Raw genomic sequence first — 13,240 nt, 5'->3', positions numbered from 1 at the left:
ATCTCAATAATTACACTTGCAATTACCTGAAACGTATTCACTTTTTTTCTTGAGCCTTGTCCGTGTTTGAGATTATCTCAAACCGCGGATAAGGTTCGATATTCCGTATGATGAACCAGCATCGACCACAAAATACGTGCCGTTTTATTGGCCTGTGCCACAACGGCTACGTTATAGGCCTTTTTACTCAACAGCCTGTAAAGCCACGGCATATTGTCTTTGTGTCTCTCAATAACAGCTGCAACTGCCCGCGCACCATGGACCAGAAGATAACGGAAATAGCGGTCACCTCTTTTGCTGATTCGGCCCAATCTCTGCTTACCGCCACTGGAGAATTCTCTCGGCACCAATCCCAACCAGGCGGCAAACTGTTTCGCTGAATGAAATTGTTGCCCATTCCCCACTGACGCCACAAGGTAGGTCGCCGTCATCAATCCCACACCAGGGACTTTCAAGACCCGCTGGCAGGCGGGTTGTGTTTTTGCCCAACTGCTAAGTTCTTGTTCGATCAACGTGATTTGATCTTCCACACCCTGAAGGTGTTCAAGTTGACGTGCGACACTACAACGGACAAAAGGTGATAACTCGTTATCATATTCTTCCAGTATTTCAGGGACTTTCTTATACAGCTGACTTAATGTGCGAGGCATGATGATGCCAAATTCAGCCAAAATGGCCCGCATACTATTAGCACAAGCCGTGCGTTCGCGGATAAGGATATTTCGCTCGGTATGCAACACCAGAATAGCTTGTTGCTCTGCCGTTTTAATCTGAACAAAACGCATATTAGGCCGTGCAACAGCTTCACAAATGGCTTCTGCATCAGCGGCATCTGTCTTATTCGTTTTGACATAAGGTTTCACATACTGAGGGGGAATGAGTTTAACCTCATGCCCATACTGCCGTAAAACACGCGCAAAATGATGACTGGAAGCACAGGCCTCCATGCCAATCAAGCAAGGTTCAAGTTGCATGAGAAAAGGAAGGAATTTATCGCGGGTGAGTTTCTTCTTAAGAACAGTTTGACCGTTGCAGCCGACACCATGAAGCTGGAAAACATTTTTTGCCAAGTCGATACCAAGAGTAGATACTTTCATGTGGACGCTCCTTCTTCTGAGTTTTAACACTCACATTTAGGCACTCTGATGCCGTAAAAGTTGGAGCGTCCATTTCATTATCCTTGGCGCGGACGCACCTGTTTTCACCTTGCAAGATCGAGTTATCGAGGTTTGTCAGCAGTCTGACCCCGCTATCTGGCGGGGTTTTGCTTTGCGCTAGGCCTTCTTTAAATAGCCAACAAATTGGTTCTCACGTAGTAATGCAACCTTACCTGACGTATAGAAGATAACGGTCAATAAACCTTGAGAGTAGACCTTCGCCTTGGATTCATCTTCAATCAAAGCCGCAGGTTTCCCATCGACAGTGACAATACCTAAAGAATCGCGCTTAACATCGACACCGTAACCAGTGTAATGCAGCGCTTGCTTTTTTGCTGCCTGAGCAAACTGTACAGCGTGAGAGGCATTGCGTAATGCCTGTGTTTCAGCAGTGGCGTTAATTGAATTGATTCGATTCTGTTCCGCGAGGTAACAGGTATCCCGTGATACGCCTTTAGCCTCGCAATCCGCCATTCTTGATGCTTGAGAGCTACAACCTGACAGCAGAACTGCAATAATGCTGACTAACAGAGTGTGAGCTCTCATTTGCTGTCTTCCCAATGATGACTTAACACCGCGACTGATGATCCCACCACGCGCATAACATCAGCGAAATTAGTGATTGATACGCCAATAAATATCACGCCAGTCAGCAGAGCGGCTTGCAACAATATAATGATGTTCAACTTCATTTCTTTACCACCCATAGGATGCGCCTGCTCCCCAGCCAAAGTTATGCTGAGTATCATTGCTGACGGTCAGTTTAACAATGGTGCTTTGTGTGGCGTGGAAAGAAGCGCCCACGGCTAAAGCTTGTTCAGAACCATAACCCCCCATCCCAGCCCCCAGCGCAAATTGCTGAGATTCTTGCACCTGCGGAATATTCGCCATGGCTGCAACCCCCGCGATCCCAGCATCGGCGCGGTCTCGGTTGTCATCTACTTCTGTTTTCAGATTAGCAAAATTCTGATTTGACTGCGTTTCCAGGGTACCTATCCGAGCCTCATCCTTGCTAAGGGCTTTGGCATTTTGCTGTACCGCAGCATCATTGTGGTGGTCGTCGGTGCCGTCATGCCCATCCTTACCATCAACCCCATCTTTCGGTTTGGGGGCATTTTCCAGTGCATTAAGACGAAGCCACGTATCGTAGTCATCATTGCTAAGCCCGCTAATTGCCCCGGTGATTTGGTCAACAGCGGTTTGCAAATTGCCGTTACCACCATTCACACTGGTGATGGAGATTTGATCAGCGCTATGCTCATAAGTGGAAGCGTATGACGATGGAGTAGATATAGCAGTCAAAATCATGACAAATGCTAATTTATGACATTTCATTCTTTAAGTTTTCTCTCAAATTAAGGCTTATTTTTTGATTCCATTAGACACAAAATATGTTTCCCTAAATAAAAAATACGTGGGTAAAAATCTATTTGCAACAAATAATTGTGACTTATTTCTCGATTAACAATATCTTTACGCAGTAAATTACGTTTCCATTGGAAGCAATTAATGTGAAATATATTCATGATTAATGTTCTATTTTGATTTTTAACAGAATAATTTGCCGTTTTTTGACAACGGTTTGCTCTGATGAGGTTCTGAGAGGTACAATAACTGACGGCTTTGTTGCGGAATTGTGTTTCTATGAGTGACGGATTAAGGGATAAACTGAAAAAACTCAGATTAGGAAAGACTGAAAACAATGGGGTAAAACCCTTTGTTCAAGCTTACCAGTCTCTCGGCTTGGAGAAAGAAACTGAGTTGGCTGATTTAATGGCGGCTAATCGTTCTACAATTAATAAATATCTTAACGATAAAGTCTCTGTGCCCGCCTCAGCGGTGACTCTCGCTGCTTTGTTAAGATATCTTCAGATAAGAGATAAACGCCTTTATCAAGAGTGGGAAGTGATCACCAGCTATATGAAAGGCCGGGCTAAAAGAGGTGGGGATGAGACAACCCTAATTGATTTTATTAGTGACTCGGCATTACTGGAATCCATTCTTCGCATTGCCAAAGATGAAGGGCGAATTGATGACCCTAAATAATAATTGGGCCATCAATTATTCAGGCTAACCGCTTTTTTGGCTGACCCGCAGTAAGCTGACCAGCGCCGCGAAGCTGGCGAAACATCCCGCGAGTATCAGCGATGCATGCGTTCCATTGGTGGCAAACAGATTAAACATCAAGGCAACCAATGCCGCGCCTGATGTCTGCCCCAACAGACGCGCGGTGCCCAACATACCACTGGCCCCGCCGCTGCGCTGTTGGGGGGCGGCAGAGATAATGGTGTGGTTATTGGGTGCTTGAAACAGGCCAAAACCCGCACCGCACAGCACCATACGCCAGATAATATCTAAATCTGTGGGATTGGCAGGCAATATGGCTAACAGGAATAACCCACTGGCAAACACCGCTAAACCAATCCCTCCCAATAACCCTGCATGGTAGCGCTCAACTAAGCGGCCAGCGATGGGGGCGACCACCATGGTGGCGAGTGGCCACGGGGTTAATAGCAACCCGGTGGCTACTTCATCACGACCCAAGACGGTTTGTAGGAAAAAGGGCAGTGAAACCATGGCCAGCATTTGGGCGGCAAACGAGCAAACTGATGTTCCGATCGACAAGGCAAAAATAGGGATACGCAGTAAATCGACCGGCAGTAGTGGGAAAGGCTGGCTGAGTTGGCGACGCACAAAGAAAAAGCCGATAACCAGCAGTGCTATCACTTCAGCGGCAATCAGTGTCGGGCTTTGCTCTTGAGCAAAACCACTGATGGCGGTTATCAGTAAACCAAATGTCAGCGCATTCATAATGCTACTGGTGATATCAAAACGATTACCGTTGTTTTTCATATTGTTGGCTGGCAAGAATTTCATACCCAGCCCCCAGGCAACCAGGCCTATCGGCACGTTAATGGCAAATAGCCACTGCCAGGATGCAACTGACAATACTGCTGCTGCAATGGTTGGCCCGGCGGCGGCAGAGACGGCCACAATCAATGCATTAATACCGATACCGCGACCTAACTGTGCTTTGGGATAAATAATTCGAATCAGGGCGGTATTGACACTCATCAAGGCGGCGGCACCTAACCCTTGCAGCACTCGCGCAAAAGTCAGCGTCCATAAGGAATCGGACAGAGCGCAAAACAGCGATGTCACACTGAATACCAGCAAACCAGCCTGATAAACCCGGCGATAACCAATGATGTCGCCCAGTGATGCCATCGAAAGCAAAGATACAGTAATAGCCAACTGATAAGCATTGACTACCCAGATGGAAGTCGCTGGGCTGGCATTGAGGTCACGGGCAATGGTCGGTAATGCGACATTGGCGATAGTGCCGTCCAGCACCGCTATCATAATACCTAAAGCAATAACGACTACTGCGGCATAGCGCTGTGGAACCGGCATTCCATCGGTGGCAGCTGGGGTCATAGGATTTATCTGTAGAAATAATAAGGTAGGTGAATCTTTCTATGCTAACGACTATTGTGCTTGAATGCATCCTTAGGGCCAGGGTTATTTGTAAAAGACCATTTTTACGACAATGTATGTCCTCAACAGAAAGCTCCTGACCAAAAATTCCCTTCCAATCCTAATTAACAAGCTGATAATGACAGTAATTTGTTAAAATCAGTAAAAATAGAACCACGATCACGGAAAAATGAAACATCGTTTCTATAATGTGAGATAGTATTAGCCGAACAGGTTCTCCTGCGGGCAAATTTTAATTCTCTGATGATTTTAAGGACTTTCCGGATGGCTAAAGGTAAACAAATCCCCCTGACATTTGATACTTATCAGGATGCCTCTACCGGTGCACAAGTTACACGGCTGACGCCTCCTGATGTGACTTGCCACCGTAACTATTTCTATCAAAAGTGTTTCACCCGTGATGGGAGTAAGTTGTTGTTCGGCGGCGCTTTTGATGGCCCGTGGAACTACTACTTGCTGGATCTTAACACTCAGGTGGCGACACAACTGACAGAAGGGCGCGGCGACAATACCTTTGGCGGTTTCTTGTCACCGGATGACGATGCGCTGTTCTATGTTAAAGATGGCCGCAATTTGATGCGCGTTGACCTTGCCACATTGGAAGAGAATGTGGTTTATCAAGTACCGGACGAGTGGGTCGGTTACGGCACGTGGGTGGCAAATTCCGATTGCACCAAACTGGTCGGTATTGAAATTAGACGCGAAGATTGGGTGCCGTTGACGGATTGGAAAAAGTTCCATGAATTCTATTTCACCAAACCTTGCTGTCGCTTGATGCGTGTTGATCTTAAAACCGGTGAATCTACGGTTATTCTGCAAGAAAATCAGTGGCTCGGTCACCCAATCTATCGTCCTTATGATGACAATACCGTGGCGTTTTGCCATGAAGGGCCACACGATTTGGTTGATGCCCGTATGTGGTTAATCAATGAAGATGGCAGCAATATGCGCAAGGTGAAAACCCATGCCGAAGGCGAAAGCTGTACCCATGAATTCTGGGTACCAGATGGTTCGGCTCTGGTGTATGTCTCTTACCTGAAAGGTAGCCCGGATCGCTTTATCTACAGTGCTGATCCAGAAACATTGGAAAATCGTCAACTGACCTCAATGCCTGCGTGTTCGCATCTGATGAGTAATTATGATGGTTCGTTGATGGTGGGTGATGGTTCTGATGCGCCGGTAGATGTACAAGACGATAGCGGTTATAAGATTGAAAACGATCCTTTCCTGTATGTTTTCAATATGAAAAATGGCACTCAGCATCGCGTTGCTCGCCACGACACCTCATGGAAGGTGTTTGAAGGTGACCGCCAGGTAACACATCCACATCCATCCTTTACACCCGATGATAAGCAAATCCTCTTTACCTCTGATGTTCACGGTAAACCAGCACTATATTTAGCCACATTGCCTGAATCAGTCTGGAAATAGTTGAATTTTGCACTAGCCTCTTTCATGGAAAGAGGCTAATTTGCTGTCTGCAAGGCTTTTATCCGATTATTCACATTGGTTTATTGCACAGTCTCGCGACTTCCCTTTATAATAAAACCACTGTTCTATTTTTTTTAAAACAAATTGTTTTATGAAACACAGAAAACTGAGTAGGGTAACCAAAAAATGGCTATTGCAGATTTAGATAAACAGCCCGACTCTGTTTCGTCGGTTCTGAAAGTTTTTGGCATCTTACAAGCATTGGGTGAAGAACGGGAAATAGGTATTACCGAACTTTCTCAACGTGTAATGATGCCTAAGAGTACAGTGTACCGCTTCCTACAGACCATGAAATCTTTGGGCTATGTTGCACAGGAAGGCGAATCAGAGAAATACTCCCTGACTCTGAAGTTATTTGAGCTAGGGGCGAAAGCATTACAAAACGTCGATTTGATCCGTAGCGCAGATATACAAATGCGTGAATTATCCAATGAAACTCGTGAAACTATTCACTTGGGCGCATTGGATGAAGACAGCATTGTCTATATCCATAAAATCGATTCTATGTATAACCTACGGATGCATTCCCGTATTGGTCGTCGTAATCCATTGCACAGTACTGCCATTGGTAAAGTGTTACTGGCATGGCGTGATCGTGGTGAAGTAGAAGAGATCTTGTCTCATATCGAATTTACCCGTAGCACCAAACATACTCTGGATAGCGCGGCAGCACTGTTGCCGGTGTTAGACCAGGTACGTGAGCAAGGCTTCGGCGAAGATGTTGAAGAACAAGAAGAAGGTTTACGTTGTATCGCTGTGCCTGTTTTCGACCGTTTCGGTGTCGTTATTGCTGGCTTGAGTATCTCATATCCGACATTGCGTTTTTCTGAAGATAGCAAAAGCGATATTGTGAAATCTCTGCATCGTGCGGCGCGCAATATTTCAGAGCAGATGGGTTATCGCGATTATCCTTTCTGAGGGATCTTTCCACTAGGGTAAATACTGTATAATTATTGGATATTTTTAATCAGCTGTTAATTATAACTATTTATTCCTTCCCATCCCAAACGGCTCCTCTTATCAGGAGCCGTTTTTTATTGATGGATAAGTTGTTTAACCTTCATATGAGTTGCTCGAGGTGTTTGAGTATTATCCGATGATATTAGTTATTATTTAAATATACTGTTGATGGCTCATTTAATTCGGTAGGTTCACTATAACCGTGCTTAAGCATAATTATAGGGAGAAAAGGAATGAGGAAGTTATTAAGCACTGGGTTATTACTGTTGTTGGCGGGCTGTAGTAGCTCCCATCGTGACAATCCGCATCAATTGATCGACCGCGGTGAATATAAAGTCGATACCAGTACTCCCTCCATAGCTCAAAATGAGCGGGTGAGATTTTTGGTGCTTCACTACACTGCAACAGATGATGCCGAATCACTGAGATTGCTGACTCAAGGGGATGTTAGTGCTCATTATTTGGTAAAAACGCACCCTGAAAGCCTTAATGGCAAACCTGTTGTTTTACAATTGGTTCCTGAATCGCAGCGCGCATGGCATGCCGGCGTCAGCTATTGGCAGGGGCGAAATAGCCTCAATGATACCTCTATAGGTATTGAAATCGTCAATAGGGGCTTCACTGAGCGGATGTTACGTAGAGAGTGGTATCCGTACAACGAATCACAGATTGAATTGATTGAACGGCTAACCAAGGACATTGTTGAGCGTTATAATATTGAACCAGCGAATGTTGTTGCTCATAGTGATATAGCACCGCTGAGAAAGTCTGACCCTGGCCCGTTATTCCCCTGGAAACGTTTAGCGACACAGGGTATCGGAGCCTGGCCGGATGACGCGACGGTCACAAAGTATATTGCGGAGCGCAATAAGCACGACATGGCATCTGTCAGTATTATTCAGCAAACGCTGGCGCGCTACGGTTATCAGATCCCGCAAAACGGCGAGTTGGATGATGAAACTCGGCAAGTTATCAAAGCCTTTCAGATGCACTTCAGAGCGCAAGATTTCAGCGGTATACCGGATGTAGAAACGGAAGCTATTGCGTTGGCGTTGGTCGAGAAATATCGCCCTCTTCATCCTTGAGTTTGGCGGCTCGGCAAGCAATAAGTCATTTAAAACAAAAAGCTAGTCACGGATGACTGGCTCTAAACGCTGACAAAATCAAATGAAGGGGAATCGTGCCGTTGGGGTCGTAGTGGCGTAAGCCACCGGAGTGCCCCTGGGTACGGTAAACCCTTCGATCACTAGCCGTATTATTAAATCTGCCAGTCACGGATGACTGGCTTTTAAGGACTCATCAGCGATGTTTACTGATGGGCTAAATCGCCATCATCATCACTGTTAAGAATGTCTTTATCTGTTTGCTTCATCAATTGACTGGTAATGGTACCGGCTGTCATTGAACCGCTGACGTTCAATGCTGTACGGCCCATATCAATCAATGGTTCAACAGAGATAAGTAAAGCAACCAGAGTGACCGGTAAGCCCAGTGCTGGCAATACGATTAGTGCTGCGAAGGTCGCGCCACCGCCAACACCAGCAACACCGGCAGAGCTGATAGTGACAATGCCGACCAGTGTGGCAATCCATATTGGGTCTAGCGGGTTTATGCCAACAGTTGGCGCGACCATTACGGCCAACATCGCAGGATAAAGCCCGGCACAACCGTTCTGGCCGATAGTCGCCCCGAAGGATGCTGAGAAGCTGGCGATAGATTCTGGCACACCCAAACGGCGGGTTTGTGCTTCTACATTCAACGGGATACTGGCGGCACTGGAGCGGCTGGTAAATGCAAAGGTCAGCACCGGCCAGACTTTACGGAAGAATTTCAACGGGTTGATACCGGTGAAAGACAACAGCACGCCGTGTACCACAAACATAATCGCCAGGCCGAGATAAGAAGCCACCACGAAGCTACCCAGCTTGATGATGTCTTGAATATTAGAACCAGCAACCACTTTAGTCATCAATGCCAATACGCCGTAAGGGGTCAGTTTCATCACCAGACGTACCAGCTTCATCACCCAGGCTTGCAGCGTGTCGATAGCCACCAGCACACGTTGGCCTTTCGCAACATCATCTTTCAGTAATTGCAGGGAAGCTATTCCCAGGAATGTAGCAAAGATAACCACACTGATGATTGAGGTTGGGCTAGCGCCAGTTAAATCAGCAAACGGATTTTTCGGGATAAAGGACAACACTAACTGTGGAACCGTCAGGTCAGTCACTTTGCCAAGATAATTGCTTTCGATAGCACTCAAACGCGCTGATTCTTGTGTTCCTTGTACCAAGCCATCGGCAGTTAAGCCAAACAGGTTGGTGACCAAGACACCTACCAGTGCCGCGATTAAAGTGGTGAATAGTAATGTACCAATGGTCAATACACTGATTTTACCCAGAGATGCGGCGTTATGCAGTTTGGCGACGGCGCTCAGGATAGAGGCAAATACCAGTGGCATAACAATCATTTGTAGTAATTGCACATAGCCATTACCCACGATATTAAACCAAGTGATAGACTCTTTTAGTACTGGATTGTCTGCGCCATAGACCCATTGCAGGCCCAGACCAAAGAGTACGCCCAGCCCCAGACCTACCAAGACTTTCTTGGACAGACTCCATTGTTTATGCCGGGTTTGTGCCAATAGTAATAGCAGTGCCACAAATAACAGCACATTAATCACAAGCGGTAGGTTCATCCCCAAATCTCCAAATTATTATTTTAAATACTGGCTGCATATTCTAATTCTATTTTTGTTCAGAATAGAGCCAGGCACAGTCAACTGTGCAATTAGCTGTGTATGTTAGCAGTTCCTAAGAAGGGCTACTTATATCCAAAAAGAATGTTATATAAATTTTTGCCATGATTTGTATGGAATATATACAATTTGACGATTGTTTACCCATTAAAGTGTGATCACAATCTAAAATTTTTCAATTGTTCCATATAGGATAGCAGGGGGATCGTGGTATCAGTTTGCCAATAGACGGAAAAACAAACTAATAGAACACATAATACGCGTTCTAATTGATTACCTTTTTGTGGACGCAATAGTGGAATAGTAAAACGCCAACGGCATGGCCATAAGAGCGGTACACCCGCCGGTGTAATCATATCGGCCAACAGATGACTGAAATAGCCAACAATCATCGCGTGGAATGCATCTGCGGGAATTATCCAGTCGCGAGAAATATCCATTTGAAATAGTGCGATACCACCAATGACGGCCAACAGGCTATGAGTGAACCCCCGATGGCCAAATGCCCGGGCTATAGGTGTTGATATCCACTTTAGTCGCTGACCAAGGATTGATTTGGGGTGATCGATATCTGGCAGCAAGGAGGTTAACAGGGCGCCAGGGATAATATGCCACCAATCGCCATGTGCCAGTTCAGGCGTGAGGCCGACTTTTTTGGCAAAAATAACGCAGGCGACAGAAAAAATAAGGTGTCCTTCCCCTGTCATACTTGAATTCCGAATCTGTAGCTGTTGATTTATCCAGTATATGAGATTTTTAATGACATGAATAGCCGTTACGCTGTAACTAAATGTCTCATTTTACGTGCAATAAGAAAGAGTAAGCTAACCTGAGGCTTTGTAATGTAAACATCGGGCTTTGGGCTGAAATAGTGGGGTTAGATCTCGAAGGTGACAGCGCTACCATCACACTAACAAAAAGACAGAGCGAAAAAAGGGGAAAAGTGACCGGGAGTCAGCTTTTCCCCAAAGTAATACGGGTATGGGCATAATTAACAAATAATGATGAGGGTACTAATAACTACAGGTTCACCAACGACAACACATCTATTACAAAGTCAGAACTTAGAAGCTGTACTGCACACCAACACGGTAACGAGTTTGACGCTCATCTGTGGTTTTGCTGCCAGCAACGTTGCCGATGGCAACATATGGCTTCCAGTTTTTATCCCATTTGTATGCGACTTTCACATCATGACTCCACTCTTCTTTCTCTTTATTGGCCAGAATTTCGTCTTCGGATTTCTTGTAGTTCAATTCATATTCTGCTGAATAGTTTTTCAAGAAGTTGTAGGCAAACAACATAGTGAACTCGTGGCCTTTCTCTGTTGCTTTAGTCTGAGCCGGCTGGTTACGCTTGTAATATGGGCGATAACGCAGTGATGTTGAGAAGTCATCAGTAAATGACACTTTACCGCGCAGGTAAGGGCGGTAGTTATTAGAATCAGAAGAAGACTCTAATGAGAAACCAGGCTCCAACTGGAATGTTTTATTGAACTGATAAACATAACTGGCAACGACTTCGGTGCCATTACTCACTTGTTCATTGAAAGGTTTATTTGGTGTGGTATCAGAGCTGTGCTGGCCCCATTTACCTTCTAATGACAAACCAAAGCCATTAGCAAAACGGTTGGAAATCAGTAAACGATCTTTGTGATCAGATTTACTTGTATCTTTCATTTCGTGCCGGTAGTCAATTGTTGTTGCAACAGAACTAAAGCTGATTACAGATGCCACTGCCAGAGTCAGTAATTTAAATTTCATTTTTATATAATCCCAGGGTTATGGTTATTTAAATCAAAAGTCATTAACAAATCTATAAAAAATCAACATACGAATGAAAAACAATTCCATCAACAAAGAAACAATGTTTCATTTATTGTGAATGCATATTCTATTTATATTAATAAATATTTATGTGATCCAGATCTGTCTTAATGATTCTTTTTTTAAACATATATTAAATTGTGATGTCTGTCTGGTTATTATTTTATGGCTATAAAACAAAAGAACCCCGCCAAATTAATGGCAGGGTTTAATAGATACTTAAGTTAAATTAATTTAATTTATTAACGCATAGCGCGTTTCAGAATACGATCACCTTGTTTGTTAAAGTATTCTGCAGTTTCTTGCACGGTCTTCTGGCCATAATCGATATATTGAATTGCATCACCGAACAGTGAAACAATTTGCGGGTCATCAAAGTATGGTGAAGTTGTCATTTTATGCGGCAATTCCAGAGCCATATTTAAACCGGCAACAGAAGGATCTTCATCTTTAATTACGCCACTGGCACGCAATTGAGTTACCGCGGTAGCACTCAATGGTACGCCACGCTCCAGACCTAATGCTTCAACCCCTTCTTTACTGTTAAGTAAGAAGTTGATTAACATCGCACTTTCTTGTGGATGCTTAGTTGATTTACCAATGGAAAGCATCTGTGCTGGTTTAAAGAATAAACCGGCATCTTTTGCTCCTGGCAACATCGGATATGGACCAAGCACCAATTTGGCAGGTTTGGTCAGGTTATCGGAATACTTGGTTATGGTGGAGTTCCACATATAAGTACCCGCCCACTCACCATTAATCCACGGCTTCATTTCATACATATTGCTCTTGCCGAATGAAGCATAGTATTTGGTGGATGGCATAACATGATTATCTACCATGGTTTTATACATGGTAAAGAACTCAACCCACTGCTCAGGCGAATAAGCAAATTTCTTATTAGCTTCATCAATAGTAGGAATGTTATACTTTTGTGTCATATAAGAGCGGATTAACGCTAAAGTATCCTGATGCTCTAATACCACTGGATAATATTGGTCACCCAGTTTTTCTTTAAATACTTTACCTGCCGCAAGTAACTCATCCCAAGTTTTAGGATATTCTAAGCCAGCTTTAGCCCAGGTCGCATCATTGAAATAGAAAATACGAGCAGTAACTGAAATTGGAATACCATTCAACTTGCCATTAACGGTGGTTTGTTGCAGTTCTTTCGGATCAAATTGCGCTAAATCTAATTGTTCTTTTACGCTAAACAAATTATAGAATCCGGTACCGTCTTTAGAGAAAATAGGCAACCAGTTCCAGTTAGTTTGCATAACATCGGGTTCAGTACCACCGGCAATCTGTGTTGTCAGACGAGATAAATGACCATCCCAACCGGTGTATTCTGCTTTAACATTAATATTCGGATGCTGCTTATGGAATTCTTCTAATGCTTTCAACGTTACCTGGTGACGACCATTCCCGCCCCACCATGACATACGTAAATTAACTTCATCCTGCGCTGCAAAGGCTTGATGTGATAATAGTGCCAGAGTGGATGCTATCAGCGTGTGTAGGATCGCTTTTTTCATTGGGTACTGCTC

13 protein-coding genes are annotated in these 13,240 nt (G+C 44.5%); 4 read left to right on the top strand and 9 right to left on the bottom strand.

The window, feature by feature from the left end:
• Positions 1 to 77: 77 nt before the first annotated feature.
• The 4 genes from FGL26_RS05890 to FGL26_RS05875 all read right to left on the bottom strand — a co-directional run bounded on the left by FGL26_RS05890 (position 78) and on the right by FGL26_RS05875 (position 2,492).
• Positions 78 to 1,097, bottom strand: a complete 1,020-nt coding sequence (locus FGL26_RS05890; RefSeq protein ID WP_011816033.1) for an IS110-like element ISYen1 family transposase — start codon at positions 1,095 to 1,097, stop codon at positions 78 to 80.
• Between the two features lie 177 nt (positions 1,098 to 1,274).
• The gene (locus FGL26_RS05885; protein ID WP_005170197.1) at positions 1,275 to 1,703 is read right to left on the bottom strand and encodes a hypothetical protein; all 429 of its coding nucleotides are present in this window, start codon (positions 1,701 to 1,703) and stop codon (positions 1,275 to 1,277) included.
• Positions 1,700 to 1,864, bottom strand: coding sequence for a hypothetical protein (locus tag FGL26_RS05880; RefSeq protein WP_005170193.1), 165 nt, complete (start codon positions 1,862 to 1,864; stop codon positions 1,700 to 1,702). Before FGL26_RS05880 ends, FGL26_RS05885 begins: the two co-directional genes overlap by 4 nt.
• Positions 1,854 to 2,492 (bottom strand): YadA C-terminal domain-containing protein, encoded by a 639-nt coding sequence (locus FGL26_RS05875; protein WP_005170186.1) that lies wholly within the window; start codon positions 2,490 to 2,492, stop codon positions 1,854 to 1,856. The genes FGL26_RS05880 and FGL26_RS05875 overlap by 11 nt, the downstream gene beginning before the upstream one ends.
• Before the next feature lie 309 nt (positions 2,493 to 2,801).
• Here FGL26_RS05875 and FGL26_RS05870 point away from each other — a divergent pair, with 309 nt between their 5' ends.
• The gene (locus tag FGL26_RS05870) at positions 2,802 to 3,203 is read left to right on the top strand and encodes a DNA-binding protein (protein WP_005170184.1); all 402 of its coding nucleotides are present in this window, start codon (positions 2,802 to 2,804) and stop codon (positions 3,201 to 3,203) included.
• A gap of 24 nt (positions 3,204 to 3,227) precedes the next feature.
• Here the strand turns inward: FGL26_RS05870 and FGL26_RS05865 are convergent, their stop codons facing one another.
• Complete coding sequence (locus FGL26_RS05865) at positions 3,228 to 4,595, bottom strand: MFS transporter (RefSeq protein WP_005170182.1); 1,368 nt, start codon at positions 4,593 to 4,595, stop codon at positions 3,228 to 3,230.
• A gap of 324 nt (positions 4,596 to 4,919) precedes the next feature.
• Here FGL26_RS05865 and ogl point away from each other — a divergent pair, with 324 nt between their 5' ends.
• From ogl to FGL26_RS05850, 3 genes are all read left to right on the top strand, one after another.
• The gene (gene ogl, locus FGL26_RS05860) at positions 4,920 to 6,086 is read left to right on the top strand and encodes an oligogalacturonate lyase (protein ID WP_005170180.1); all 1,167 of its coding nucleotides are present in this window, start codon (positions 4,920 to 4,922) and stop codon (positions 6,084 to 6,086) included.
• A gap of 186 nt (positions 6,087 to 6,272) precedes the next feature.
• The gene (gene kdgR / locus FGL26_RS05855; RefSeq protein WP_005164952.1) at positions 6,273 to 7,064 is read left to right on the top strand and encodes a DNA-binding transcriptional regulator KdgR; all 792 of its coding nucleotides are present in this window, start codon (positions 6,273 to 6,275) and stop codon (positions 7,062 to 7,064) included.
• A gap of 275 nt (positions 7,065 to 7,339) precedes the next feature.
• Entirely contained in the window at positions 7,340 to 8,191 is an 852-nt protein-coding gene (locus FGL26_RS05850; RefSeq protein WP_005170179.1) for an N-acetylmuramoyl-L-alanine amidase, read from the top strand.
• A 224-nt stretch (positions 8,192 to 8,415) separates the two neighbouring features.
• On the opposite strand, the gene FGL26_RS05845 is transcribed toward FGL26_RS05850, so the two are convergent.
• The 4 genes from FGL26_RS05845 to FGL26_RS05825 form a co-directional block, all read right to left on the bottom strand.
• Positions 8,416 to 9,807, bottom strand: a complete 1,392-nt coding sequence (locus FGL26_RS05845) for an L-cystine transporter (RefSeq protein WP_005170175.1) — start codon at positions 9,805 to 9,807, stop codon at positions 8,416 to 8,418.
• A 218-nt stretch (positions 9,808 to 10,025) separates the two neighbouring features.
• Positions 10,026 to 10,574: a metal-dependent hydrolase gene (locus FGL26_RS05840; protein WP_005170172.1), complete on the bottom strand. Its 549-nt coding sequence runs from the start codon at positions 10,572 to 10,574 to the stop codon at positions 10,026 to 10,028.
• A 357-nt stretch (positions 10,575 to 10,931) separates the two neighbouring features.
• Positions 10,932 to 11,630 (bottom strand): oligogalacturonate-specific porin KdgM family protein, encoded by a 699-nt coding sequence (locus FGL26_RS05830; protein ID WP_005170169.1) that lies wholly within the window; start codon positions 11,628 to 11,630, stop codon positions 10,932 to 10,934.
• A 305-nt stretch (positions 11,631 to 11,935) separates the two neighbouring features.
• Positions 11,936 to 13,228 (bottom strand): ABC transporter substrate-binding protein, encoded by a 1,293-nt coding sequence (locus FGL26_RS05825; RefSeq protein ID WP_005170166.1) that lies wholly within the window; start codon positions 13,226 to 13,228, stop codon positions 11,936 to 11,938.
• Positions 13,229 to 13,240: the final 12 nt, after the last annotated feature.

Source organism: Yersinia enterocolitica subsp. enterocolitica (assembly GCF_901472495.1).
GTDB classification, from domain to species: domain Bacteria; phylum Pseudomonadota; class Gammaproteobacteria; order Enterobacterales; family Enterobacteriaceae; genus Yersinia; species Yersinia enterocolitica.
This window is presented reverse-complemented; position numbering and strand designations above follow the sequence as displayed.